The organism is Alteribacter natronophilus (assembly GCF_006007885.1).
In the GTDB taxonomy this organism is placed as follows: Bacteria; Bacillota; Bacilli; order Bacillales; family Salisediminibacteriaceae; genus Alteribacter; species Alteribacter natronophilus.
The window spans coordinates 103,707-127,937 of the sequence record NZ_VCRO01000005.1 but is presented as its reverse complement, the minus strand read 5'-3'; the positions used below and the strand labels follow the sequence as shown (position 1 = coordinate 127,937).

Annotated in this window: 25 protein-coding genes; 15 read left to right on the top strand and 10 right to left on the bottom strand. The window is 49.4% G+C overall.

All coding sequences use genetic code 11. The annotated features are described in order from the left end of the window. Positions 1 to 44 precede the first annotated feature (44 nt). A complete protein-coding gene (locus tag FGB90_RS15760) occupies positions 45 to 869 on the bottom strand; it encodes an aldo/keto reductase (protein ID WP_138811817.1) in 825 nt (274 codons plus the stop codon). A 307-nt stretch (positions 870 to 1,176) separates the two neighbouring features. Between FGB90_RS15760 and hutH the strand changes: the two genes are divergently transcribed. Beyond that, positions 1,177 to 2,658, top strand: coding sequence for a histidine ammonia-lyase (hutH, locus tag FGB90_RS15755; RefSeq protein ID WP_138811816.1), 1,482 nt, complete (start codon positions 1,177 to 1,179; stop codon positions 2,656 to 2,658). Positions 2,659 to 2,675: 17 nt separating this feature from the next. Then, positions 2,676 to 3,239, top strand: coding sequence for a GNAT family N-acetyltransferase (locus tag FGB90_RS15750; RefSeq protein ID WP_246056212.1), 564 nt, complete (start codon positions 2,676 to 2,678; stop codon positions 3,237 to 3,239). Between the two features lie 81 nt (positions 3,240 to 3,320). Here the strand turns inward: FGB90_RS15750 and FGB90_RS15745 are convergent, their stop codons facing one another. Further along, entirely contained in the window at positions 3,321 to 3,872 is a 552-nt protein-coding gene (locus tag FGB90_RS15745; RefSeq protein ID WP_138811815.1) for a hypothetical protein, read from the bottom strand. Positions 3,873 to 4,037: 165 nt separating this feature from the next. Between FGB90_RS15745 and FGB90_RS15740 the strand changes: the two genes are divergently transcribed. Further along, the gene (locus tag FGB90_RS15740) at positions 4,038 to 5,153 is read left to right on the top strand and encodes an alanine racemase (protein ID WP_138811814.1); all 1,116 of its coding nucleotides are present in this window, start codon (positions 4,038 to 4,040) and stop codon (positions 5,151 to 5,153) included. A gap of 318 nt (positions 5,154 to 5,471) precedes the next feature. Here FGB90_RS15740 and FGB90_RS15735 read toward each other — a convergent pair whose 3' ends face one another. Continuing rightward, a complete protein-coding gene (locus FGB90_RS15735; protein ID WP_138811813.1) occupies positions 5,472 to 5,984 on the bottom strand; it encodes a small multi-drug export protein in 513 nt (170 codons plus the stop codon). 11 nt (positions 5,985 to 5,995) lie between these two features. Then, the gene (locus FGB90_RS15730; RefSeq protein WP_171051871.1) at positions 5,996 to 6,586 is read right to left on the bottom strand and encodes a TetR/AcrR family transcriptional regulator; all 591 of its coding nucleotides are present in this window, start codon (positions 6,584 to 6,586) and stop codon (positions 5,996 to 5,998) included. 161 nt (positions 6,587 to 6,747) lie between these two features. Here FGB90_RS15730 and FGB90_RS15725 point away from each other — a divergent pair, with 161 nt between their 5' ends. The 4 genes from FGB90_RS15725 (at position 6,748) to FGB90_RS15710 (ending at position 9,914) form a co-directional block, all read left to right on the top strand. After that, positions 6,748 to 7,473, top strand: coding sequence for an STAS domain-containing protein (locus tag FGB90_RS15725; RefSeq protein WP_138811811.1), 726 nt, complete (start codon positions 6,748 to 6,750; stop codon positions 7,471 to 7,473). Between the two features lie 184 nt (positions 7,474 to 7,657). Continuing rightward, positions 7,658 to 8,137 carry a site-2 protease family protein gene (locus FGB90_RS15720; RefSeq protein ID WP_138811810.1) on the top strand — a complete coding sequence of 160 codons (480 nt, stop codon included), beginning with the start codon at positions 7,658 to 7,660 and terminating at the stop codon, positions 8,135 to 8,137. Positions 8,138 to 8,212: 75 nt separating this feature from the next. Further along, positions 8,213 to 8,515, top strand: a complete 303-nt coding sequence (hlpB, locus tag FGB90_RS15715) for an HNH nuclease-like protein HlpB (protein WP_138811809.1) — start codon at positions 8,213 to 8,215, stop codon at positions 8,513 to 8,515. Between the two features lie 25 nt (positions 8,516 to 8,540). Further along, complete coding sequence (locus tag FGB90_RS15710) at positions 8,541 to 9,914, top strand: aldehyde dehydrogenase (RefSeq protein WP_138811808.1); 1,374 nt, start codon at positions 8,541 to 8,543, stop codon at positions 9,912 to 9,914. A gap of 129 nt (positions 9,915 to 10,043) precedes the next feature. Here FGB90_RS15710 and FGB90_RS15705 read toward each other — a convergent pair whose 3' ends face one another. From FGB90_RS15705 to ade, 3 genes are all read right to left on the bottom strand, one after another. After that, positions 10,044 to 11,240, bottom strand: coding sequence for a GNAT family N-acetyltransferase (locus FGB90_RS15705; protein WP_138811807.1), 1,197 nt, complete (start codon positions 11,238 to 11,240; stop codon positions 10,044 to 10,046). After that, a complete protein-coding gene (locus FGB90_RS15700; protein ID WP_138811806.1) occupies positions 11,240 to 12,685 on the bottom strand; it encodes a cryptochrome/photolyase family protein in 1,446 nt (481 codons plus the stop codon). Before FGB90_RS15700 ends, FGB90_RS15705 begins: the two co-directional genes overlap by 1 nt. A gap of 146 nt (positions 12,686 to 12,831) precedes the next feature. After that, positions 12,832 to 14,571, bottom strand: a complete 1,740-nt coding sequence (gene ade, locus FGB90_RS15695) for an adenine deaminase (RefSeq protein ID WP_138811805.1) — start codon at positions 14,569 to 14,571, stop codon at positions 12,832 to 12,834. 232 nt (positions 14,572 to 14,803) lie between these two features. On the opposite strand from ade, the gene FGB90_RS15690 reads away from it, so the two are divergent. Continuing rightward, entirely contained in the window at positions 14,804 to 16,123 is a 1,320-nt protein-coding gene (locus tag FGB90_RS15690; protein WP_138811804.1) for a lysine N(6)-hydroxylase/L-ornithine N(5)-oxygenase family protein, read from the top strand. 294 nt (positions 16,124 to 16,417) lie between these two features. Here the strand turns inward: FGB90_RS15690 and FGB90_RS15685 are convergent, their stop codons facing one another. Next, positions 16,418 to 16,696, bottom strand: a complete 279-nt coding sequence (locus tag FGB90_RS15685; RefSeq protein ID WP_138811803.1) for an acylphosphatase — start codon at positions 16,694 to 16,696, stop codon at positions 16,418 to 16,420. Between the two features lie 147 nt (positions 16,697 to 16,843). On the opposite strand from FGB90_RS15685, the gene FGB90_RS15680 reads away from it, so the two are divergent. From FGB90_RS15680 to FGB90_RS15670, 3 genes are all read left to right on the top strand, one after another. Further along, positions 16,844 to 17,596 (top strand): lysophospholipid acyltransferase family protein, encoded by a 753-nt coding sequence (locus tag FGB90_RS15680; RefSeq protein ID WP_246056211.1) that lies wholly within the window; start codon positions 16,844 to 16,846, stop codon positions 17,594 to 17,596. A gap of 374 nt (positions 17,597 to 17,970) precedes the next feature. Beyond that, positions 17,971 to 18,249, top strand: coding sequence for a DUF4282 domain-containing protein (locus FGB90_RS15675; protein WP_138811802.1), 279 nt, complete (start codon positions 17,971 to 17,973; stop codon positions 18,247 to 18,249). Positions 18,250 to 18,543: 294 nt separating this feature from the next. Further along, positions 18,544 to 18,873: an SCP2 sterol-binding domain-containing protein gene (locus FGB90_RS15670; RefSeq protein ID WP_171051870.1), complete on the top strand. Its 330-nt coding sequence runs from the start codon at positions 18,544 to 18,546 to the stop codon at positions 18,871 to 18,873. 203 nt (positions 18,874 to 19,076) lie between these two features. Here the strand turns inward: FGB90_RS15670 and FGB90_RS15665 are convergent, their stop codons facing one another. Beyond that, positions 19,077 to 19,220 (bottom strand): FbpB family small basic protein, encoded by a 144-nt coding sequence (locus FGB90_RS15665; RefSeq protein ID WP_138811800.1) that lies wholly within the window; start codon positions 19,218 to 19,220, stop codon positions 19,077 to 19,079. A 171-nt stretch (positions 19,221 to 19,391) separates the two neighbouring features. On the opposite strand from FGB90_RS15665, the gene FGB90_RS15660 reads away from it, so the two are divergent. The 3 genes from FGB90_RS15660 (at position 19,392) to FGB90_RS15650 (ending at position 21,846) form a co-directional block, all read left to right on the top strand. Beyond that, on the top strand, positions 19,392 to 19,844 hold the full coding sequence (locus FGB90_RS15660; RefSeq protein WP_138811799.1) for a hypothetical protein: 453 nt from the start codon (positions 19,392 to 19,394) through the stop codon (positions 19,842 to 19,844). A 319-nt stretch (positions 19,845 to 20,163) separates the two neighbouring features. Beyond that, entirely contained in the window at positions 20,164 to 21,135 is a 972-nt protein-coding gene (locus FGB90_RS15655; protein WP_138811798.1) for an MBL fold metallo-hydrolase, read from the top strand. 234 nt (positions 21,136 to 21,369) lie between these two features. Next, the gene (locus FGB90_RS15650) at positions 21,370 to 21,846 is read left to right on the top strand and encodes a hypothetical protein (RefSeq protein WP_138811797.1); all 477 of its coding nucleotides are present in this window, start codon (positions 21,370 to 21,372) and stop codon (positions 21,844 to 21,846) included. A 380-nt stretch (positions 21,847 to 22,226) separates the two neighbouring features. Here FGB90_RS15650 and FGB90_RS15645 read toward each other — a convergent pair whose 3' ends face one another. After that, the gene (locus tag FGB90_RS15645; protein ID WP_138811796.1) at positions 22,227 to 23,072 is read right to left on the bottom strand and encodes an AraC family transcriptional regulator; all 846 of its coding nucleotides are present in this window, start codon (positions 23,070 to 23,072) and stop codon (positions 22,227 to 22,229) included. Between the two features lie 246 nt (positions 23,073 to 23,318). Here FGB90_RS15645 and FGB90_RS15640 point away from each other — a divergent pair, with 246 nt between their 5' ends. Then, on the top strand, positions 23,319 to 24,110 hold the full coding sequence (locus tag FGB90_RS15640; RefSeq protein ID WP_138811795.1) for a VLRF1 family aeRF1-type release factor: 792 nt from the start codon (positions 23,319 to 23,321) through the stop codon (positions 24,108 to 24,110). The last annotated feature ends 121 nt before the right edge of the window (positions 24,111 to 24,231 follow it).

Below are 24,231 nucleotides of genomic sequence, written 5' to 3'. Positions count from 1 at the left end.
AAAGCCCGCGGCGCTGAAGACAGCGTCTGCGGGCTTTAAATGTACTAACGGCGGTTCATTTCGGAAGGAGCCGGACCTTTGCGTTCGCCGCGGTCCAGTTCGTTAATGGCCTCCATTTCCTTTTCGGACAGCTCAAAGTCGAATATATCGAAATTTTCCCGGATCCGGGAAGGCGTTACGGATTTTGGAATGACAATCGAGCCGTTCTGAAGGTGCCAGCGGAGAACCACCTGGGCAGGTGTTTTGCCGTGTGCTTCGGAGATGGCCATGACCGCTTCATCACCTAGTACGTCTCCCCCCTGCATGAGCGGGCTCCACGCTTCCACGAGGATGTCATGCTCGCGGCAGAATGTTTTCAGTTCGTTCTGGGCGAAGTAGGGGTGGCACTCCACCTGGTTAAGGACAGGTTTCACGTCACACTCATCGAGCAGACGCTCAAGGTGATCAATGTCAAAATTACAGACGCCGATCGCTTTTACTCTGCCGTCACTGTAAAGCTTTTCGAGGGCTTTGTACGTATCCACGTACTGATCGTATTCCGGGGTCGGCCAGTGAATGAGATACAGGTCAACGTAGTCGAGACCGAGTTTTTCCAGGCTCTCGTCGAACGCTTTCAGTGTGTTTTCGTATCCCTGATCGCTGTTCCACACTTTCGTCGTAATGAAAAGTTCCTCGCGGGGCACATTTGTTTTTGCCAGTGCTTCACCGACCCCCCGCTCGTTTTTATAGATCGCTGCCGTGTCGATGGAGCGGTAGCCGGCGTCAATCGCTGAAAGAACCGCTTCTGCTGCGTGCTCCTCTTCAACCTGCCAGACACCAAAGCCGAGCTGAGGCATGCGGACACCATTATTCAGCGTTACTTCGTTCATTGTGATTCGACTCCCTTCATATATGTAAGGCTTTTCACTCCCTGATTATAACACCGCACTTTCGCGGTGTCGTGTCAGAGAACTTCCGTACGAAAGCTTTCGTTTGAGCGATTGACTATTCGCAATTTTTGTTCATAAAATAAAAGAAGGTACAATTGAAAGGATCTGGTTAATATGGTTTTCAGATCAAGACAGATTCATACAGAAAAACAGACAGAGGTACGGGTGAAAAATCATAGTTGATTTTTCATCCCGTGCCTCTTTTTTCGTGCTTTACCATAGTACTTCAGGAAAGGTTGTGAAAAGGATGATTTTAAGCGGAAATGATTTATCACTGGAGAAATTCCACCGCGCAGTTACCGGCGGCGAAAAAGTAGAGGCATCCGAAGAAGCGCTGGAACGTGTGGCGAATTCCCGGAGGGCCGTGGAAAAGATCGTGAATAACGGACAGACGGTGTACGGCATCAACACCGGGTTCGGAAAGTTCAGCGACGTGAAAATTGCGAAGGAAGATGTTGTGACGCTGCAGAAAAACCTGATTCTTTCCCATGCCTGCGGAACGGGAGAGCCTTTTTCCGAGGACGTGAGCAGGGGGATGCTCCTATTGAGAGTCAATACGATGCTCAAAGGATTTTCAGGCGTCCGGATTGAAGTAGTGAATCAGATCATTGATTTTCTGAACGAAGGGATCCACCCCGTCGTCCCGTCACAGGGATCGCTCGGAGCGAGCGGTGATCTTGCTCCTCTAGCCCACCTTGCTCTCGCGCTCCTCGGTGAGGGCGATGTGGTTATGGGCGGAGAGAGAATTGCCGCCGCCCAGGCACTGGAAAAAGCGGGTCTCAAGCCGCTCACGTTAGAGGCAAAAGAAGGCCTGGCACTGATTAACGGCACGCAGGCAATGACCTCGGTGGGCGCTCTCGCCTGTCTTGAGGCTGAGCGTCTGTTTGATCAGGCGGATACGATCGCCTCGGTGACATTGGAAGGTCTCCGTGGGATCGTTGACGCATTTGACGAGGACATTCACCTTGCAAGGGGCCACAGTGAGCAGACAGCGGTGGCGCAGAGAGTGCGCGATAACCTCTCCGGCAGCCGGCTGGTCACAAGGCAGGGGGAGCTTCGTGTCCAGGACGCCTACTCCCTGCGCTGTATTCCCCAGGTCCACGGGGCGAGCAGGGAAGCGCTGGCATACGTCAAAAAGCAGCTTGAAACGGAGATGAACGCAGCGACTGATAACCCGCTTTTGTTTGACGATGGAGAAAAAGTGCTGAGCGGTGGTAATTTCCACGGCCAGCCGGTGGCGCTTGCCATGGACTTTCTGGCAATCTGTGTGGCCGAAATGGCCAGCATATCGGAGCGGCGGATTGAGCGCCTGGTGAATCCGCAGCTGAACGACCTGCCTGCCTTTCTCAGTCCCCGGCCGGGACTGGAGTCCGGTGCTATGATTCTTCAGTACGTGGCGGCTTCCCTCGTTTCGGAGAATAAGACCCTTGCACATCCGGCGAGCGTGGATTCGATTCCGTCGTCGGCAAACCAGGAGGATCATGTGAGCATGGGAACGACCGGTGCGAGACACGCAGCGATGGTTACGGCAAACGCGCGTAAAGTTCTGGCGATCGAAGCGATCTGTGCCATGCAGGCAGCAGAACATCGTGGCGTGGAGCGGATGGGTGAAGCGACCCGCCGTTTTTACGATGCAGGCCGCACTGTTGTCCCATCCATCACCGGGGACAGGGTGTTTTCAAAGGATATCGAGGCAATGGACAAGTGGATGAAAGAAAACGAAGTCTGAGATTGGGAGTGACGTGTTTGAGCAGAAAAACTGAAATATCGGAAAATCTGAAAGTGAGTCTGAGAAACCCTGAAAAAGAGGATCTTCCCGTTCTGTGGGAGCTCATATACGGGGAAGAGGAGCCGGAATTCAAGAAATGGGACGCTCCTTATTTTCCGCTTGAAAAAGTCAGTTACGAACGGTGGTCTGCAGGGATGAAGAAGCAGCTGGAGAACGGGGCTGACCACCAGAAGCTGATCATCGCCGACGATGCGGTAATTGGCACTGTCACATATTTCTGGGAGCACGAACGGTCAAACTGGATGGAAATCGGAATCGTTATTTTTAACCCGGCATACTGGAATGGCGGGTATGGCTCAACAGCCTTCCGGTTGTGGGTCGACGATCTTTTTGCACGTTTCCCTGCAATACCACGGCTCGGCTATACGACATGGTCGGGAAATGAACGGATGATCAGAGTGGGGGAGAAACTGGGATTTCAGGAGGAAGCGAGAATCAGGAAATGCAGGCTGCATGAAGGCAGGTATTATGACTCGGTTAAAATGGGAATTCTGCGGGAGGAGTGGGAGAGTACCCATTAATACCACCCAGCCCAGCGGCATTATTTTTCTTTGAAAACATAAAATCCCCCTTCCACACATGAAGGGGGATTTTCTTTCAGGCTATCCGCGGTCGGTAAGCCTCAGCAGGTAGTTGAGTGCCGCAATGAACAGCGGTGCTTCACTTTCGCCACGGACGGTCACGGTATGGGACGTAGTAATGCCGTTTCGGATATAGTCGCTTTCACCTTCACAGGCTGCTGCCCCGTCTCCGGTGCCGGAAACTTCAAGAGTCCCTTTCTTCGAGGTGCCGCGGATGTGGCCTTTTTTAAGCTGTACTGTCATGTCCTCGCCTGAATAGGTGAGTGTATGAACCTGGGCCTGAGGAGTGAGTTCCTCTGTAATTTTTCCTGCAATCCGGTTACCTTCAAGAACGTTCCACATACGCTGGCGGCCGGGAATCATTCCTGTGGTCTGAACTATGGAATAACGGCTTCCTTCCGGTGTTTCGAGTTTCAGGTGAGCCCACTGGTTCGGGACGAACTGGTTCATGAGTTCGTGTACCCTGGATGGGAAGTACCGTGTCACAGTTCCAATTTTTTCGTCAGCAAGAAGAACCGCAACATCCTGATTGTCTGAATCAAGAGGCGGCTGGCTGTATGTAAGAGTCTGCATGAACATGCCTCCTGTAATGTAATGGCATTATGAGATACACATGCGTTGGCGCCCTTTATTTTCTGGGGGCGGTTCGGCAAAAACATGTATGAATTTCGACCGATTTATTTTAGCATAAAAGAGGAAGAACAAAGCCGTGTAAATCTTTACTTGGGAGGGATACATATGAAACACTGGTCTGATTATCCAACACCGTCGCTGCTTCTCGATCTCGCCAAAGTGAAGCGGAACATCGCACGGATGCAGCGTTCAGCCAGGGAAAACAATGTCTCGCTCAGACCTCACATCAAGACTCACAAAAGTCTGAATATCGCCGGTCTGCAGGAACAGGAAGGCGCATGCGGGTTTACAGTGGCAACATTGTCGGAGGCGGAAGTCATGATCGAAGGTGGGTTCAGTGACATTCTGCTGGCTTTTCCTCTTTCGGACCGGGAAAAATGCAGCCGGCTGGCGGCTTTGAGTAAGAGTGTCCGGCTCATTGCTACAGTCGATGAAGCTGAACACGCAGCCCTGTTGAGTGAAGCAGCCGAAGCTCACACGGTCCAGCTGGAAGTGTGGATAAAAGTAAATGCCGGACTGAACAGGTGCGGAACGGAACCCGGTGAGGAAACTGCAGAGCTGGCGGAAAAACTGCAGTCGTACGAACGCCTGAAGCTGAAGGGGCTTTACACTCACGCCGGACATGCGTACGGGGCGAAGGGTGAGGACCATCGTAAAAACATAGCCCACGATGAGGCCCGGGCTGTTCTTTTGTCTGCAGCAGCCTGTGAAAAAAGAGGCATCCGGATTGAGCACAGGAGCGTCGGCTCAACGCCCACATACGAAATTTCCGGGGCACATGAGGGGATCACCGAAGTCCGGCCGGGAAACGCTGTTTTATTCGACGGGGTCCAGGCAGGGCTCGGGGTGTGTTCACTTGAGGAGTGCGCACTGACGGTTTCTGCCACCGTAGCTTCCCGTAAAAACGGCCGAATCATTTTTGATGCCGGGAGTAAATCCCTGACGCTTGAAAAAGGAGCTCACGGGAACGACAGTATCAAGGGGTTTGGTACGTTTACGGAACCGGAAGCCCTCAAAGGCCGGGAGATGACAAGGCTGTCGGAGGAACACGGAATTCTCGATGGAACCGGGGATGTTTCCGGTGTCAGTCTTGGAGAAAAAGTGCGGATCATCCCAAACCATGCCTGCACGGCGGTCAACCTGTATGACAGGTACCTGCTTGTGGAAGATGACACTGTTGTGGGCGAGTGGGAGGTTGATGCCCGGGGGAGAAATCAGTAATCCTTTGTTAAAGTGAATAGAATTCTTCACAAAAAGGAGGATGGGACATCAGAAAAGTGTTTAGATTAGAATCCGAACAAAAAGCTGATAAGCGGATGAAATATTCGCCGACTCCTGCAGGAGGAAAAGCGCAGGTGAGACCCCGCAGGGCGAAGCACGCGAAGGCTCAGCCGCTTCCCGCGGAAAGCGGCGAATATTTCAGGAGCAATTTACCTGTACCACATATTGGCTGCTCGGATTTTCGTCTGTAAAAATACTTATGTCCCAGCCACTCTGCGTTACAGCAGTCGTACTTCGCACTGCGGACTGCGGTTTCACTTATAATATAAAATCAAAACCGTAGTATGAAACTACAGTCAGCAAAATCGTCCACGCCAGCAGGCTCACTCCCATCCACACTGTGGTTGCTGTTTTGCCGGAATTAAGGGAGAGAGCAATAACAGCAGCCAGGTGTATACCGGTTACTGCGGGTCCGAGGAAAGCGAGACCCGGTAGCCCGTATTTCTCAAAAATTCTGCCGGCCCGTTCCCTTCGATGCTGTTTCTTTGCCAGCCGGCGCTGCTCTTTTTCCGTAACGGCAGCTTCCTCCTCTGCCTCTTTCTTCCGCTTCCGCTTTTCCCTGCGACGGATGTACCAGCTGGTTGACTGGAACCACTTCATCAGATAGACGATGAGAAGGACAGGAAGAAAGTTTCCGAGAAAGGATACGAGGCCGACCCCAAACGGATTCAGGCCAATCCCGATCCCGATCGGAATCACCACGAGAATTTCAAGCCACGGAAGTGCTGCCATTATAAAGATCATTGTGTATTGCCAAAGAAGTTCAAACATTGCTATTCACCTCACTGCTCTTTCCCGTGTCTGATTCCCCGCCAGAAAATCCCCCACGCGTGCTCTCTTTTCTGTGCCGCTTCAAGTGCGGGGTAATAGAACATCTGGGATGACATGCCGTCAATCATGCAGTAAAACGCATGAAGGAGTATGGAGGGGTCTGAGTCCCGGATTTCCCTGTCAGCTATTCCTTTCTTAAGTACAGGAAGAAGCAGCTGATTCGTTTCTTCCTCAAAGGACAGGAAACGGGTACGGACTTTCTCCTCAAGCTCGGAGGGGGGAAACAGAAGAAAGTGCATGTAAAAGCGCCCGGTGCCTTCTCTTGTAATAAAGTCAGTGGTGGCTATGAACGTGCTGTACAGTTTCTTCTCAGCTGTCCCCGTTGATCCACTCACGATCTTTTTAAGTTCCTGGATGTACCGGCTGTATACTTCCTCCACAAGGGAGAGGAACAGATCTTCCTTGCTGCTGCAGTGATTATAAAGGGATGACTTCCTGATCCCGACCCGTCCTGCTATTTTGGATAACGAAGCCCCTTCATAACCTTCCTCGGCAAAAAGGTGAAGAGCAGCTGTACGGATTGCTTTACCTCTTTCTTTCATCTGGTGTTCCTCCGTTTTTCTCATTAGTTAACGAACGGTCGTTAGTTTTAGGCCGGATACATCATAACGCGGCAGAAAAGTTGTGTCAATTGTTTTCCTTCAATTGGCAACTTCGGTGAGGTACAATGTAATAAGAGGAGAATTCGGGAGGAGCAGACCACATGTATAAAGAAGCGTTCAGGCAAATGCAGCAGCCGGCCATAATGTCCGGGGAGGATTACATCGTAAGAGCAATTAATAAAGCCTACACAGAGTTATTCGGTCTTGAAGAAGAGGAGGTCATTGGCAGACATCTGCATAAGATCTTTAAAGATCTCCCTGCGAGCAGCCGGATTCTGACGCAGATCATTGATTCCGATGAGGAAGACTTAAGCAGAAAAGTGTCTTTCACAATGGGTGAGAAGACACTCTATCTGGACACGCATACAACCAGGTTCAAAGATAGTGAAGGAAATCCCTGCATTGTCACGCTTTTTACGGACCTGACGCATCAGCGGCGCCGTGAAGAGGATATGAAGCGGATGATTCTTGATATGACAGTTAATGTCGTACCGCTTTCGGATGAAGTAGGGGTGCTGCCGCTGCCGCCAATTTTACGGGATGAGCAGAAGTGGATCATCGTGGAAAAAACGGCAGAAATCTGCCGGAATGAAAGATTTTCAAAGCTTGCCATTAATCTCTCCGGGATTACCTCTCTCGATGAGGAGCTGGGGGATATACTGGTGAGGCTCATTGAAGTTCTTCGGATTCTTGGCGTAGAAGTGATCCTGACGGGTGTGCGGCACGAGACTGCCGCTGATTTTGCAGGTCTTGAAATTGAATTTGACAGGATCAGAGTTTACCAGAATCTTAAGCAGGCGGTTGAGTACTTTCTAACTGAAAGCTGAACGAATACGCCGCTGAAACTTTCTTATATGGGCAAGTGGTGGGAGGCACCTGGTCAGCCGGGTGCTTTTTTATTAATGATGGAATTATAAAAAAATACGTGATTGAGGGAATCACTGTTTAGGGCATTTTCCTTAAGGAAATAAGGTAAGCAGAAGCACTATTAGGAAAGGTGGCATCGTTTTAGTGTTCGGATGGTCAGATATCCCTTCAGCAATCTGGGCTTTTTTCATTATTCTGCCGCTCGTTGCCCTCATCCACGAACTGGGTCATTATGCTTTTACCCGGCTGTTCGGAGGGAAAATTGCCTTTACCCTTGGAAGAGGGAAACTGCTGTTTAAAATGGGGGGATTCGAGCTTCGCAGAGTGTATTTTCTCGATTCCTTCTGTCAGATAAAAGAACTGAAAGTAAGTAACCGATTATCCCATGCGCTCGTCTATTTAGGAGGGCCTCTTTTTAATTTACTCACGATTATCATCGTTAATTCTCTAATTCATGCAGGCTTCCTGCCCCCGCACATGGTCTTTTACCAGTTTGCTTATTTTTCCCTGTACTTTATGTTTTTTGCGCTTCTGCCCGTAGAGTACGGAGAGGGGCACCCAAGCGACGGGAAGGCCCTTTACGATGTTCTCAGGTACGGAACCGGCAGGGACCCGCTTGACTGACTTGAAATTGGAGCTTTTTGCAGTTTTGGCATAAGATAGGGATAAGCATCCGGGACAGAAGCGGAGGAAAGGGTAATGAAAAACCACAGGGGCACGTGCGAACTCTGCCAGCGTGAAGGAGTCAGGCTGACTGAGCATCATCTCATTCCAAAAGAAGAAGGGGGAACCTTTCTCGAAACGGTCATGCTCTGCCCACCTTGCCACAGACAGATTCATAACCTGTATACAAACCGGGAAATTGCCCTCCGACTCGGCTCGATCGAACGCCTCAGGGATGATGATAAAATCCGTAAGTTTTTAAAATGGATCCGGAAACAGCCGGCCACTGCCGGTGTGAAAATGAAAAAATCAAATGAGCGGAGAAGGAAAAAAAGATAGAACAACGGCGAAAAGGAGAGTGCTTATGGACAGCCAGTACGAGGCTCTAGTGAGCAGACAGCGCCGCTATTATTACAGCGGGGAAACAAAGAAGGTTGCATTTCGGGTGGAACAGCTGACCCGGTTGAAAGATGCGATCAGAGAGCGGGAGGATCAGATTATTGACGCTGCCTACCGCGACCTCGGCAAATCAAAACGTGAAGCATTCCTGACTGAAATTGGCTTTCTCTACAGTGAAATTAAGGACATGATTAAAAATATCGATCTCTGGGCCAAACCGAAAAAAGAGAAGACCCCTCTTACCCATATGGGCTCAGCGAGTTACATTTATAAGGAACCGTACGGAGTTACGTTAATAATCGGTCCCTGGAATTATCCGTTTCATCTCGTTATGGCTCCCCTGATCGGAGCATTGGCTGCAGGCAACACAGCAATTCTGAAACCTTCGGAGATGACACCGCACACGAGCAGGGTTGTCCGTGAGCTTGTGGAATCCACTTTTGAGGAAGAATATGTTGCAGTGCGGGAAGGGGACGCCTCTGTTTCTAAAGGGCTTCTAGAGCAGAACGTGGATTATATTTTTTTCACCGGAAGTGTGGAAGTCGGTAAAAAAGTGATGGAAGCAGCCAGCAGGCACCTCACACCTGTAACGCTGGAGCTCGGCGGTAAAAGTCCGGCAATTGTTATGAAAGACGCCGATGTGAAGCTGGCAGCCAAGCGGATTGTCTGGGGCAAGTTTGTTAACGCCGGCCAGACGTGTGTAGCGCCCGACTATATCCTCGTCCAGGAAAAAGCGAAACGGAAACTGTACAAGTATCTTGTGAAGTACATCAAGAAATTCCACGGACAGGCTGTTGAGGAAAACAGGGACTATCCGCGGATCGTCAATGAAAAGCACCATGACCGGATTACAGCACTTCTGGATCCGGACAAAATCGTCTACGGCGGAGCACACAGCCGGGAGGACCGTTTTATTGAACCGACAATTATGGACAAGGTGACCTTTGATGACCCGGTGATGGGAGAGGAGATTTTCGGACCGATCCTTCCGATGATCAGCTTTGAAGAGGAAATGGAAGTGATCGATCTCGTCCGTAAGCGGCCTAACCCTCTCGCACTCTACCTGTTTACGGGTAGGAAAGAAACCGAGTCCCTTATCTTTGAGAACCTCTCATTCGGGGGCGGCTGTCTGAATGATGTTCTTATGCACATTACCACACCTCATCTCCCGTTTGGCGGTGTCGGTGAAAGCGGAATGGGGGCGTATCACGGGAAGTCCAGCTTTGACACGTTCTCCCACAGCAAGAGTGTACTGAAGCAGACAAATAAATTCGATATCCCGCTCCGTTACAGCCAGAGTGAAGGCTCCATCAAGGCAATGCGGAAAATCTGGGAATAAAACAGTACCCACGGGTCCAGTGCATGTGAATGTGCGGGATCCGGGGTTTCTTTTTTCAGAGGGATTCTGTTTCGGCTGAACGCAGAAAAAAAGCCGCTGTCCGGCACCGGCCCGGAAGCGGCTCTATATTTAAAAGAAATCATAGAAATACGCAGGCCGGTCTGAAACGAGAGATTTGAAGCGCTCCAGTTCCTCCCGGGTCCCGAGGATTCGTTCCTCGGTATACAGAAGTTGTGCCGGATGGGCGTTTAACACGGCAGCACTCAGGGTCTGAATATCCATACTCAGTCCCCGTTTAGGGGGATGAGCACACGATGACCCTTCGGAGGCTCCTGCGTAATGTTCCACAAGCACACCGTTTTCCTCAGAATCAGGCTTCAGAATATAGGTACCTGTGTTCCAGTTGCAGAAGGCATCATCAATGTGAAGGATTACCGGTTCCGTGAGCGCTTTTTCGGCTGTGTACTGTTCCAGAAATGGTTTTACGTCCACTATGCGGGCCATAAAGTAGGGGATGACAGTCTGTTCAGCATCAGGATCGTCCAGCATCAGCATCGTGCTGTCATCTCCCGGCAGAGTGAGTTCTGCATTTTCGATCATGGAGTCGTGGTTGGAAATGAAATTCCACAAACCGTTACGGGCATCGGCGTCCAGATGGACGAGCTCCTTAACGGTCATCGTTTCCTCTTTTACTGTATAGATAATGTAACCGCGGATTGTGCCCTCCCCGTTGCGGTAAACGGCAGCGTGCCCTTTTTTCCGCTTGAAGATGGAGCGTTCCCACCATTCATCGGTGCGCCTGATGGTGGCATTATAGCGGCTCGCCCACTGATCGTAGACGGGTCCCAGAATGGCGGGATCCTTCTTTACACGTTCCACGGAGCCGGAGACAGATTTTCGGGCCGGCAGTTTTTCCCGGGGAATGTCAACAGTTCGTTTCCATGCAAACATCTCCCACCCGAACTTCCGGTAAAAAGGAACGGAGAAGGGGTGAAGAAAGGAGACGGTCTGTCCGTTTCTTTTCATTTCCTCAAGCGACATGCCCAGCAGTGTGCGCACAAGCCCGGAACGGCGCTTTTCGGGCCAGGTGGCCACACCCGACACACCGCCCATGGCGTATGCCTGGCCATCTATATAAACATGAAATGGCATCACTGTAACCTTGGATAAGAGTTCACCTTTTTCGGAAGCTACCCACGTTTCCTCCGGGACGATCCACTTGAGGCGGTCCTCCCGTTCCTCGTCCGAAAGTTCGTACTGAAAGGCGAATTCGGACATCTCGATACTTCGGTTAATTTCATCTTTTTTGAGTTTGCGAAATTCCATTAATTCTCCCCCTTAAACATCTCAATGGCTTTTTTACGCTGGGTTTTGTGGTCGACTGCCGGCATGGGGTAATCCTCACCAATTACACATGTGGACTCCATCTGCACCTCTTCCGGCATTTTTGACGGCTCATGAATGTACTTGTCCGGTACCCTTTCAAGCTCCGGAACATATTTCCGTATAAACGTCCCCTCGGGATCGAAGCGTTTACCCTGAGTCGTGGGATTGAAGACACGAAAATACGGTACAGCATCAGTACCAACCGAAGCAGCCCACTGCCAGCCTCCGATATTGGATGAGGCGTCGTAGTCGATCAGTTTCTGCTGGAAGTACTGTTCACCTTTTCGCCAGTCGATGTGAAAATCCTTCGTCAGAAAAGAGGCAGTAATCATCCGGAGCCGGTTGTGCATCCAGCCGGTCTCGTTCAGCTGGCGCATGCCTGCATCTACGATCGGGAATCCGGTCCGGCCTTCCTTCCAGACATTAAAGTATTTTTCACTGTCATTCCAGTCCAGGTTCCTGTATTGTGCGGATACTTCCTGATCCTTTGCATCCGGATAAAAGTAGTGAATCATGTAGTAGAAATCGCGCCAGGCGAGTTCTGTAATGTACGTTTCGGCTCCCGATCCTGCGTCCTCGCGCCGGGCAGCCGCACTGTGATAGACCTGACGGGGGGAAAGGACCCCCGTTTTAAGATACGGGGAAAGGCGGCTCGTGGCTGCCCTGTCAGGGAGGTCGCGCTCGTCTTTATAGGAGGTGAGGCGTTCATCCATAAAGGTTTCGAGACGATCCTTTGCAAGTTCCGGTCCAATCGCTTTCCATTCACCGCTGCATCGTGAGAGAACTTCCTCTGTAAAGAAGGTTTCACCCTTTTCATGGATGGGCTCAAGGTCTGCATGATAGTCGGCCAGCGCCCTGATATCAATATCGTAGCACTCAGGTTTGTGTTCTTTTCCCCAGGCTTTCGCGTAGGGGGTAAATACTTTGTAGTGTGTGCCGTCCTGTTTAGTAATTTCCCCGGGGCCGTGAAGGTGGGCATCCTCGTAGTCAAAATAGTCGATGTTATGATCATCAAACCACGCTCTGGCCTGTTCGTCCCGGTTCCCGTTTACCCCTGCATCGTCTCTGTTGAAGAATACCGCCTTCCACCCCGGAACAGTTTTATGAAACCGCTCGAGCACTTCTTCAAGCTCTCCGCAGACAATGTGGAGATGAATGCCTGCCTCTTTACAGGAGGAGCGGAAATGCTCGAGTGTGCGGAAAAAATAATCGTGATGAAGGTCGATGCTTTCTGTAAAAGCAGGTTCCAGGTGAAAAAAAGCGAACCATTCGCCGCCTTTATGTCTGACTGTTTCCAAAGCGTGATAGAGTGCGGCCTGATCCTCGAGCCGGAAGTCGCTCCGGAACCAGACAGCATAGCGCTCTCTTTGCTCTTTTTCTGCCAAGGGACCTCACCTCTTTCTCTCTCACGGTGCCCTGAATAGTTTCCTTCAGGGCTGGTTGGGCTATGTTCCCCGGATCACCTGCCGCCGTTGGAAATGCTCAGCACCGTCCTGGATTGGAAAACCTTCTGAACAATTTCCCGCTCCCGTCAGTGTAAACGTGTTCCGACAGGAATATGAGCCATTTTCTCCGTGCTGAACAGTCCTTTATCAGTCAGTTTAAGGGACGGGATGACCGGAAGAGCGAGAAAGGACAGGGTAAGAAAAGGATTGAATCCCCCCTCGGTTCCCACTTTACCAAACGCCTTGTGAAGACCCTCCAGCTGTTCTGCCAGTTCAAGTGCCGGGCTGAGGCTCATGAGGCCGGCCAGAGGAAGGGGTACAGAGGCAATCGTGCTGCCGTCGAGCACGATCACGAAGCCGCCTTCCTGATCTGCGAGAGCTTTTACAGCAGACGCAATGTCTCCTTCATTCGTCCCTGCCGCGATGATGTTGTGGGAGTCGTGGGCAATGGTTGTGGCAACGGCACCTTTTTTAAGGCCAAGTCCTTTTACGATACCGACACCTTTTCCGCCTGTTTTGCCGTGACGCTCGACGACAGCCATCGTTAACTGATCTTTTTCCACACAGGGTATAAAACGGCCGGATGCATCTGCGTTCACTTTTTCAACCAGGTGTCGGGTAATCAGGGAGTTGGCCTGGACACCGATGATATTGGCATTGCCCTCTGTGCCAATTTCAATTGTAAAATCCTCCGCCTGAACCTGACCGGGTCTGACTGTGCCGGTCAGTGCGGACGGCAGCGGAGCGGTTTCCGAGGGTGCATCAATCATCTTACCGTTACGGGCGGTGAGAACACCTTTAACGTACACTTCATCAGCCCTGAAATCATGCAGATCCTCAACCAGTGAAAAAGTTGCTTCGCAGCCTGGTGCGACTGCTCCTTTTGTTTTCAGGCCGTAGCACAGCGCGGTATTGAGACTCGCCATGGCGATAGCTGTAACAGGAGACAGGCCGCTCGCCACAGCAAGCCGGATGTTGTGGTCAATGGAGCCTTCAGCAAGAAGATCATCGGGATGTTTGTCATCGGTACAGAAAAGAAAACGGTGACTGTTCGCTTCTGTAACCGCAGGGAGCAGGGCGAGGACGTCCTTTGCCACAGAACCTTCCCTCAGCATAACGTAGAATCCCCGGCGGATCCGCTCCCGTGCTTCATCTGCCGTCGTACACTCGTGATCGGTCTCGATACCTGCGGTTCTGTAAACGTTCAGTGCAGTTTCCGGCAGTCCGGAAGCGTGGCCATCCACGGTCTTTCCCGCCTTACGTGCCAATGTAATTTTCCGGAGCATATCATCGGATGCCTCTGCTACAGCTGGATAATCCATTACTTCCGCCAGACCGAGAACAGCGTGATCTTCAAGGAATACAGCGAGGTCCCGGGAGGTCAGCGCTGCCCCGGCCGTCTCAAAGGGTGTGCTCGGCACCGACGAGGGAAGCATCGTATAGAGGTCGGCTGCGGATTTTTTTCCGTCTTCAATCATATAGGAGATCCCTTTTGTGCCGAGTACGTTCGCGATTTCATGGGGGTCAGTAACCGCTGTAGTCACACCCCGGGGAACGATGGTTCTGCTGAAATTCTGCGGTGTCATCATCGATGATTCAATATGTACGTGGGCGTCAATAAGACCCGGAACGATAAAACGGCCCCCGGCATCAACCGTTTCCCTTCCTTCGTAGCGGCCAATTCCAATGATCATGCCGCCGCTGACGGCTACATCCTCCCCCTCGATGACGGTGCGGTTAAATACGTCTACTATTTTACCGTTTTTTATTACAGTATCGGCTGGCACAGCGCCTTTAGCCGAAGTGATCTGATCTTTTACTGTCATGATGAATCCCCTTTCGGAAACAGTCGATTTGTATCAGTTTAATGTGCCGGGGGAAGACCGTCAACTGAGGGTGCGTGCTTAAATTGGGAGAAAAGAGGGTAAAACAAGAAAATCAGATACAACTGACGAAGCATTTTCAAAAATTTATTACTGTATCAGCACAACTGAATTTTTCCTTCGGCGGCATATGGTCGCAGAAGAAATAAGCGGACGGGAAAGTAGGGACCAATACATGACAGCAACTGATCCATACGATGTAATCGGGATTGGAATCGGCCCGTTTAATCTGGGAATGGCCGCTCTTCTGGATCCTGTTGATAACATAACAGCTGCTTTTTTTGACGAAACAGCAGAATTCAACTGGCACCCGGGAATGCTCATTGAAGGAGCAGATCTTCAAGTGCCGTTTCTGGCGGATCTGGTGACGTTTGCCGATCCAACGAGTCCGTATTCATTTATTAATTACCTTCACAAACAAAACAGGCTTCATAAGTTTTTCTTTTTTAACCGCTTCGACATCCCGCGAACGGAATATAACCATTATGCCCAGTGGGTAGCCGGCCAGCTTAACAGCTGTCACTTCGGGAAGCGTGTGACGGACGTAAGGGATCTTCACAGGAACGGTGAGCATTTATACGAAGTCGTAGTGGAGGACCGTGAAGCGAAGGTGACGGAAAAGTACATTACCAGACATGTGGTAATGGGAACCGGAAGTGTCCCGATGGTACCGGATGGCTTTGACGAATTTCCTGTGCAGGATGTCGTTCATACGAGTCAGTATCTTTGTCATCGTGATACGTTTAGTGATGCGGAAAACATTCTTGTAGTGGGGTCCGGGCAGAGCGCTGCGGAAGTGTTCCTTGATCTGCTTCAGCGACAGAACCATTTCGGCTACCGCCTCCACTGGGTTACCCGTTCACCGGGTTTCTTCCAGCTCGAGTCGGGAAAAGTGGGTCAGGAGATTTTTTCACCTGAGTACGTGGATTATTTTCACCGGCTCCCATTTGATAAAAGAGAGGAAGAGCTGCCGAATCTCTACCATATCCGCAACGGGGTGGAAGAAAAGACACTTCATGAAATATACGATCTGATGTACCACAAGTCGATCGGGGAAGACCGGGCCCCTGTGACGATCCGCTCATCCAGCGATGTAGAAAAGATTGAAACCGGAGGGAACAGCAGATACCAGGTTACCTGCCGCCAGTGGATGGAGGAAAGGGAGTACCGGGTTCCTGCAGATAAAATTGTTCTTGCAACAGGTTATAAACCGAATATTCCCGAATGGCTGGAGAAGTTCTCAGATGATCTGGAGTGGGAGGACGATAAACGTTTCAAAGTGACCCGTGATTACCGGCTCGTGTTCAGGGATGAAAGGCCGAATAACTTTTTTACAGTTACAAATATCGAACACTCCCACGGCGCCGGGGCAACGAACCTCGGCCTTGCCGTTCACCGCAATATGAAAATTATAAATGAGGTTGCCGGAAGGGAAATTTATCCTGATCAGGATCGCACCGTTTTCCAGTCTTTCGGTGCTCCTGAAGAGGATTAAACAGTTAAGAGGCTGGGACATAAGGAAAGTGTTTAGATGAGAATCCGAACAAAAGCTGACAAGCGGATGAAATATTCGCCGACTCCTGCGGGAGGAAAAGCGCAGGTGAGACCCCTTAAGTAGCGAAGCACGCGGAGGCTCAGCCGCTTCCCGCGGAAAGCGGCGAATATTTCAGGAGCGATTTACCTGCGCCGCATATTGATTGTTCGGATTTTCGTCTGGAAAACACTTCTGGCTCAGCCTCTTTGTAATTGAAAGTGTTAACAGGAACCAGACTGTTCACAATAAGTCCTTTTATCTCGTTTTCCGCTGCCTGAACCGTGTTTCGGATTTCAGAGGCTGAATGTCGTTCGTCTCCACGCTCTCAACTTTAGCCGGCCGCTGACCTTTTTTAATGTCTTCAATAAAACGGCGGATGCTGCTCTCCGGTCCCTCTGCTTCAAACTCCACTGTCCCGTCGGAAAGATTACGGACCCAGCCTTTAATATCGTGTTCGGCAGCTGTTACTTTCGTAAAGTGGCGAAAACCTACGCCCTGGACTTTTCCATGGACAATTCCCTGTACGCGTTTCATAATCCTCACTCCTTCAATCGATGTTCTGTTACTGGTTTACCCTCCCGGCAGGAAGCTCACTCATCGGAAAAATAAGCCGCATACCGGGCATCACTCTGTTATAATAAAGCAGAAGAATTCAGAGGAAAACTGAGGCGAAACGAGTATATGAGTATAATCAGAACCTTAATCTGGTTTGCCTACTTCTGGCTTTACCTCCTGAAAACCATTCCTGTACTCAGGCGTGTGAGGAAGCTTCGGGCAGAAGGACGGGAAGAAGAAGCAGACCGGAATGTGCACAAAGAGGCAGAAAAATGGGCACAGAGCCTTGTCAGGCTGAGTGGTGCCCGAATCCATGTAGAGGGAAAGGCAAATGTTCCGCATGACGAACCTGTCCTGATCGTATGCAACCATCAGGGGAATTTTGATATTCCGATTATACTGGGCTATCTTGGTCTCAAGACCGGGTTTATTTCAAAAAAAGAAGTGAAAAAACTGCCCATTATAGCGTCATGGATGGAAGAACTTCGCTGTGTGTTTATGGACAGAAAGGATCGGCGTCAGTCGATTAAAGCCATCCTTGACGGTGTCAGGCAGCTTAAAAACGGCCATAATCTTGTTGTTTTTCCGGAGGGCACGAGAAGTAAAGGCGGTCCTGTGAGGCGATTTAAGCAGGGAAGTTTCAAGCTGGCATTGAAATCCGGTGCGGCCATTCTTCCGGTTACAATCGATGGTTCGTATAAAATTATGGAGGCAAACAAAAACCTCATGAAGCCGGCTGACGTGAAGGTGACAGTTTCGGAGCCGATCAGGATTCATCAGAGCCAGAAGGATATGGATACAATTCAGATCGCGAACAGCGTGCAGGAACAGATCGCAGCAAAGCTGGATAAAAGCAGTGTAACAAAAGAAAGTGTGTAGAAGGGGCCGGTGAGGCCTCTTTTCTTTTTTCAGGGTTGAAGCGGGGGACGCTATAAGTATGGTGGAGTTATATCATAACCCGGGAAAAGAGTGGTGTAATGATCCTGCTGCCGCGTAGCCGCATCATAACTCGGGATAAATAGAGGTGTAATGAAATGACGGGCCTGTACCCACACCATAACTCAGAAAAAATAGGCATGTAATGATCCGACTGGCCAGTTCCCTGGCCGGACCCGAGTCACGATTGCATATTAGTCCCATAAATAATAGCGACCGACTGCCACGAACCGGGACTTTTCCTCCTGATTACAGGTGACGCATAGCACTTTATTCTCACCTGGTATAAAGTTACAGGAGTAAAGGAGGTGCAGCACATGCAGGATTTTCTCAATTTTAACCGGATGATTACACCAATGATTATTAAGATTATTTTCTGGATTGGGGCAGGTTTTTCCGTTCTGCTGGGATTTATTACGATGTTTGATGGCGGTGTTTCCGTACTGATTGGACTCTTTGTCATTGTAGTGGGACCACTCCTCGTCCGTATTTACTGCGAACTTTTAATTATCTTTTTTAAAGTACAGGAATCTCTTCACAGCATTAATACGAAAGTGGATCGTCTTGCTGAACACAGGAACACGCCCACTGAATAATTACCGGAGCACAGCGGATGACCGCTGTGTTTTTTTTAAAGGGAACAATACGTGACTTTGTTCCTCGTTATAATCGCTCATAACCACGGAAGAAACTAAATATAACTAAGTGTACCTTAACAGTCGACGGAGCGCACCGGAAAGGAAAAGTTTCTCAGCACACAAACCTGGAGAATACTTCCCCACTCATCAGGTTAAAAAAATATTAAGCTCTTTAAGAGGAATTAACCGGTTTTTGTCGTATTAGTAGTAAAGTGAATGACTATTCATTTTTACTTAGGGGGATATGGCAATATGGCGGTAAAAGAGAAATTTTCGGAACTGACAGGCAGAATGAACGGGAATCCCGAGTATCTGGACGGTGTGAACGCAGGGTATACCTTTAACCTCAGCGGAGAAGAAGCAGGAGTTTACCAGCTTCAGATCCGGGATAAAAAGGCTGATTATATCGAAGGGGAATCCGGAGATACCGACATTACCCTGCAGATGAAGGACAGGGACTTTCTTAAGCTTGCTGAGGGTGACCTGAACCCGACGATGGCGTATATGAGCGGGAAGCTGAAAGTAAAGGGAGACCTTTCCCACGCACTGAAGCTGCAGACGCTGCTGAAACACTACGCCTGATCCACAATAAAAAAAGCCTCTTTTTATTTCCGATCCGGTGCGATTGTATATAGCACGATGACGGCTGTCATTGTGCTATCAGTGACAACGTACGGTTACGGATATTAAAGAGGCTTTTTTTTATTTCGCTTTTTATTTCGAATTGGCACAGGTATTCTGGTGAAAAAAAGCGCTCCCTGATAAGTTCAGAGAGCGCTTTCAATTTATTCCTTGGACGTGGTACTTTCCTCAGCATGCCTGTCATCGACTTTCTTCTCTATCTGATAAATGGCGTCAGGATCGTTGAGAAGCTGATCTCTGTTTTCCTCAACGAGTTCCTCAAAACTCCGGTGAAATCGCTTGCGCATATATGATTACTCCTTTCACTTCGTTTCTAACTATTCTGATAATTATTATAAAGGAAAATCTACGGTTTTCTTGACAGCAATTGTTACAATTTTGCGAACAATGTTGAAAAATATTCTGTTCACTGTCCACATACAATGGGGAAGAAGCTGAAAAAAGGTGGAGATCAAAACGTGTATCCTAATTCCTACCACAGTTATGGGGGAACTTCCGCCAGGCAGATGGAGGCAGTTCTGCGGTTATTGAGACAGGTAATCGGCCGCGAGAGCCAGGATGAAGTGCTTCTCGATTACGTAATCGGTATGTCACGGGATGAGACTGCCGAGCGCCTGATCTATGGCATGCGGACCGAGGAACGCTCACAGTGTGACACTCTCAGACAGATCTATAAACAGCTGAGCGGAACTTCTGTAAAGCTGGAGGAACCGGACTTTTCAATACCTGATTCGTATCAGGATGCCATTGGATTCCTGCTTGAACGGAAATCACGGACCGTTCAGCTGTATACGTACTTATATATGTACGTGCCGAACCAGTACCAGCCGGTGATTTTCCCTTTTATTTCGGATGAACACCTGCATCTCCACAAACTGAACTACCTCCTGATCAGAAGCATGGGGACATAAACAAGGTTATTCACATTACCCACAATGTTATCAACAGTCTGTGGACTTTCACTCTGGTGTATGAACAGCTTTACCCACATTTTCCACATGTTAAACTGCAGTTTATCCACAGAAAAGTATCCACAAGCTGACCCTTTCTGGATCGCGAGTCTTCAGCGGTTTTCCCCGGAAACGGAGTGGTTGTGGATATTTCCATCTGGGGAAAAAGTGAAGTTTTCAGTATAGCGCAGCCTGCGTATATTTTCCATGACAAAAACGGTGAATTCGGATAAAATAAAGAAAACAAACTGAATGAGTATTCATTTTTTGAGGAGGCGCCATGTTGGTAAAAACGAAGGAAGTGGCTCCTTCGGTCTACGCTCTGACCATTCCGACACCGTTTCTTGTTGGACCGGTCAATGTGTATGTGATCGAGGGGGAAGCACTCACGCTGGTGGATACGGGACCGAATACTGAGGAGGCACGGAGTGTTATAACTGAAGAGCTCGGCAGGCTCGGTTATCGTCCCCAGGACATTGAAGTTCTTATTCTGACGCATCATCATCCTGATCATATCGGCCTGACGGAAATGTTCAGTCATGCAGCGCTTTACGGCCATGAAAAACTTCTGCCGTGGCTGGAAAATAACCATTCATTTCATGAACATAAAGCCCGCTTTTTCAGTGATCTTTACCGTTCCCATGGGGTGCCGGATTCCGTCAGAAAGATGATTGAGGGTGCAAACAGTTATTATGCCGGCTATGCGAGCCGGGGCAATATGGCAGGCGTGTTAAAGGAAAACGACGGAATTCCGGGACTTCCGGGCTGGAGCGTTATAGAAACTCCCGGGCATGCACAATCGCAGATCTCCCTGTTCAGGGAGTCGGACGGGGTACTTATTTCCGGGGATCATCTGATTAAACATATTTCCTCCAACGCCATTATCGAAGCTCCCTACGTTGAAGGAGAAGACCGTCCTAAAACACTCCTGCAGTACCGGGACTCCCTGAAAAAGTGCCGTCATGTGAGACGGGCATTCTCCGGACACGGAGAGCCTGTGGATAACCCGGCTGAGCTGATTGAGGAGAGACTGGGAAAACAGCTGGAGAAAGCCGCAGCCATAAAGAACCTTGCCGGTAGTGAAACTCTTACAGCCTTTGAGATCTGTGTGAGGCTCTATCCCCAGATGTACAAAAAGCAGCCGGGGCTGACACTGTCGGAAACGCTCGGACACCTCGACCTGCTTGAAGTAAACGGAGAGATGACAGTCAGACAGGAGAATGGCGTTTTTTATTACAGGGCAGTTGACTGATTGTTCGCTCGGCTCATGTCGTTAATACAGGGTCCGGAAGAAAACAATGCTTGCTTCCCGGATCCTGTTTGTTTTTTCAGGGAACAGGCTATTAATCTGTATACCCCATTAAACAGGGGGTGGAAGCGGAAAAACCTCATTTTTTGCCGGAAAAGGAGGAAGTCAAGTTTTCATTGCGGTTAAATGTTGGTAAGATAGAATGAAGAACATGGCAAGATGATGAGGAGGCGGATTATGAGCGGAAAATCAGGAAAGAACTGGATTTACGGCGGACTTATTACCGGAGCGGCAGTCGGGCTGCTTTATGTTGCATCAAATAAAACGGCCCGCACAAAGGTAACGGCCACATTCGAAACTCTCAATGACAGAACGAATGAACTTCTGACTTTTATCAGGGAGAACCGGGAACCTTTTGTTAACCACATTAAAGCTTCCGCAGAACGGGTAGCGGAAATCGTGGAGGATGCCTCCGAGGACATTCAGACGATTGTTGAAACATCCCAGCATCTGAAGGAGCACACGTACGATATTCTCGGAACGATCCAGGAAGCAAGAGAGGAATTCGAACAGAGCTTTTCCCAGCTGAAGCAGAAAACGGAAAAAGCACTTCCATCCGAAGATGTCATTCCCCTTGAGAGTGGGGAAGAATCCGGGCGGAAACAATTACCTTCATCCGAAAAGGATAACGGAGAAACAAAAGACACAATCTAATCCTGCGGAAGGGCTACAGACGCAGCTCTTAACGCCCTGCACTTCGCAGATGAAGCTTTCTTATGGTCATTGTATGGCTTTGCCGGAGGCGCAATGACCAGGCAATGGCTGTTGATGGAGAGTGGATGGGGAGCAGGTTGAAAAGGGGATCGCACACTCACGATGTGATCCCCTTTTCGTGATCACAGGTGTTTACATTATGGTATTGGAGGTTTTTCTCTTGAGTAAAAACAAACAGAATCATAACGTAAAAAACAACAACAAGCATCGTCCCCACGGAAACAACAAGACAAGCAGCAGTGCAAACGGACGCAACAGCTACCACTAGGCCTGTGACCACAAGAAAAGCACCCGGAGCCGGGTGCTTTTCTTATCGTGCTCTATTTCTTCTTTACAGGTATCCATATCTCGCTGAACCGGTCTGTACTGGCAAGAATTTCAGGCCCTTTATTGAGTTCAAAGCCGGATGATGGAAACCATTCGGCATAGATTCGACCCCACGCCTCCTGAACTTTCTCCCAGTCACCACTCACTTCAAAAACAGCCCAGGTGGCTGCCTCTACCTCGAGGTCATCAAAATCCTCGGGACATGGCTTCGACGTTGCAGCTGCGATGTAATAATCCAGTTCACCATTGTCTTCTCTTCCCTCGGAAAAGTTGGTGCACACATGAATGATCCCGGACGGCTCCAAATCAGACAGCTTTTTAATTCTTTCGAATGTTTCCTGCGGTGTTTTCTGAAGCATTTCGCTGATATCAGAATTTGTCCCGCTGTAGATCAGTGTAATGCGCTTCATTACTCCTGCCACGCGGAATGCTTCTTTCTCTTCAATTCGGTAATTCAATTCCCCAGCCCCTTTCACGGTTAACTGGAAGGTCATCCGGGGATATGCCTTCAGAGACAATCCACTTTTGCGAGCTACACTGGGCGTCATGCCATGCAGATTCTGAAACGCTCTGGCAAAGGCATCAGGTGAAGCGTATCCATACTTTAAGGCGATATCCAGTACTTTTGCATTCCCGGCCCTCAGATCGAATGCTGCCTGAGTAAGCCTGCGCTTACGGATGTATTCGGAGAGCGTAATGCCCGCCAGAAATGAAAACATCCGCTTAAAGTGAAATTCCGAACAGCAAGCTATCCGTGCCACCTCTTTGTAATCGATGCTCTCTTCCAGATTTTCCTCGATGAACGAAAGTGCGTCATTCAGCCTCTCAAGTGACTCCATACCGGTGACCTCCCTTCATAGAACAGCTTAGCAGGGCTGACCGCTATTAACCCGACATCCTGTGTTCCTTTCTGCAGGATATTATACCTTTTCGTAACGGCTCGTTCCTATCCCTGCCCCGGCATTCATTGAAAAATTTACACATACCATCCCCCGGTTCCGAGTACATATAATGAACAAATTGTAGTTTGAGCACCCCTGTTTCAGGCTACATACCTATTACAAGCTTTTAAAGGAGGTTCATTCATGGCACTAGCTAAGGAATTGGAAACTCTAAAGGATTACAAATGCCCAGAAGGAAAATGCGTACTGAGCGTTTATTTAAATACGGACCGGTCAAACCAGGACCAGCAGAAAGGTGAATGGAAGATCCGGCTGAAAAACGGGTTGAGAAAACTCGAGGAATACTTAGAAGCGAGCACGAATGACGAGCCGCTCAAGAACTACCGGAAAATCAAGGATAAAGTGGAGAAGGAAATTCACGGGAACCAGACGAACCTGCAGAAAAGCGTCGTCATTTTCGCTTCTGAGGAGAGGGATCTCTGGTCGGTTCATTATCTGCAGCTCCCGGTGGAAACACAGTTTCACTGGGAAAACAGCCCGGTAACCGACCAGCTTGAAAAACTTCAGGAGGAGTATCCGACTTCGGGAATTGTCCTTACAAATATGGATGAAATCCGTATTATCGATACTTCCCTCGGAGAAGTGAACGACACGCGCACCTATACATTCGATCCTGAAGCTGAAAAATGGACGTTCAAGGATGGAATGGGGGCAACCAACTTCATTCAGTCGGGCGCAAGTCACGTGGATAAATTCCAGCAGCGCTTTGAGGAGAATATGCAGCGCTTTTACAAGGATATTGCCGGAAATATCGAACAGATGAACCGGGACCGGAAGTGGAAAACCGTTTATCTTGTAGGGGAGCCGGAAATGACAAGAACCCTCGAATCCCAGCTGCGGGTAAATGTCGGTAAGTCTGTACACAAGAATATGGCAAATGCCAAGCCGTCACAGGTGCTTGCCAACGTATTTTAATTTCACAGAAAATCCTTACGGAGCGACTCATTTTTATGAGTCGCTCTTTTGTTTTGATGAAGTTCCCCCTTACATAAAGGCTCTGTTAAAGCTTAATGTTGATTTTTAAAAGTTGATTGGA

Excerpts from the sequence above, each read along its gene's own strand:
- FGB90_RS15760 (WP_138811817.1), bottom strand. The coding sequence starts at position 869 with ATGAACGAAGTAACGCTGAATAATGGTGTCCGCATGCCTCAGCTCGGC.
- hutH (WP_138811816.1), top strand. The coding sequence starts at position 1,177 with ATGATTTTAAGCGGAAATGATTTATCACTGGAGAAATTCCACCGCGCA.
- FGB90_RS15745 (WP_138811815.1), bottom strand. The coding sequence starts at position 3,872 with ATGCAGACTCTTACATACAGCCAGCCGCCTCTTGATTCAGACAATCAG.
- FGB90_RS15740 (WP_138811814.1), top strand. The coding sequence starts at position 4,038 with ATGAAACACTGGTCTGATTATCCAACACCGTCGCTGCTTCTCGATCTC.
- FGB90_RS15735 (WP_138811813.1), bottom strand. The coding sequence starts at position 5,984 with ATGTTTGAACTTCTTTGGCAATACACAATGATCTTTATAATGGCAGCA.
- FGB90_RS15730 (WP_171051871.1), bottom strand. The coding sequence starts at position 6,586 with ATGAAAGAAAGAGGTAAAGCAATCCGTACAGCTGCTCTTCACCTTTTT.
- FGB90_RS15725 (WP_138811811.1), top strand. The coding sequence starts at position 6,748 with ATGTATAAAGAAGCGTTCAGGCAAATGCAGCAGCCGGCCATAATGTCC.
- hlpB (WP_138811809.1), top strand. The coding sequence starts at position 8,213 with ATGAAAAACCACAGGGGCACGTGCGAACTCTGCCAGCGTGAAGGAGTC.
- FGB90_RS15710 (WP_138811808.1), top strand. The coding sequence starts at position 8,541 with ATGGACAGCCAGTACGAGGCTCTAGTGAGCAGACAGCGCCGCTATTAT.
- FGB90_RS15705 (WP_138811807.1), bottom strand. The coding sequence starts at position 11,240 with ATGGAATTTCGCAAACTCAAAAAAGATGAAATTAACCGAAGTATCGAG.
- ade (WP_138811805.1), bottom strand. The coding sequence starts at position 14,571 with ATGACAGTAAAAGATCAGATCACTTCGGCTAAAGGCGCTGTGCCAGCC.
- FGB90_RS15690 (WP_138811804.1), top strand. The coding sequence starts at position 14,804 with ATGACAGCAACTGATCCATACGATGTAATCGGGATTGGAATCGGCCCG.
- FGB90_RS15685 (WP_138811803.1), bottom strand. The coding sequence starts at position 16,696 with ATGAAACGCGTACAGGGAATTGTCCATGGAAAAGTCCAGGGCGTAGGT.
- FGB90_RS15680 (WP_246056211.1), top strand. The coding sequence starts at position 16,844 with ATGAGTATAATCAGAACCTTAATCTGGTTTGCCTACTTCTGGCTTTAC.
- FGB90_RS15675 (WP_138811802.1), top strand. The coding sequence starts at position 17,971 with ATGCAGGATTTTCTCAATTTTAACCGGATGATTACACCAATGATTATT.
- FGB90_RS15670 (WP_171051870.1), top strand. The coding sequence starts at position 18,544 with ATGGCGGTAAAAGAGAAATTTTCGGAACTGACAGGCAGAATGAACGGG.
- FGB90_RS15665 (WP_138811800.1), bottom strand. The coding sequence starts at position 19,220 with ATGCGCAAGCGATTTCACCGGAGTTTTGAGGAACTCGTTGAGGAAAAC.
- FGB90_RS15655 (WP_138811798.1), top strand. The coding sequence starts at position 20,164 with ATGTTGGTAAAAACGAAGGAAGTGGCTCCTTCGGTCTACGCTCTGACC.
- FGB90_RS15650 (WP_138811797.1), top strand. The coding sequence starts at position 21,370 with ATGAGCGGAAAATCAGGAAAGAACTGGATTTACGGCGGACTTATTACC.
- FGB90_RS15645 (WP_138811796.1), bottom strand. The coding sequence starts at position 23,072 with ATGGAGTCACTTGAGAGGCTGAATGACGCACTTTCGTTCATCGAGGAA.
- FGB90_RS15640 (WP_138811795.1), top strand. The coding sequence starts at position 23,319 with ATGGCACTAGCTAAGGAATTGGAAACTCTAAAGGATTACAAATGCCCA.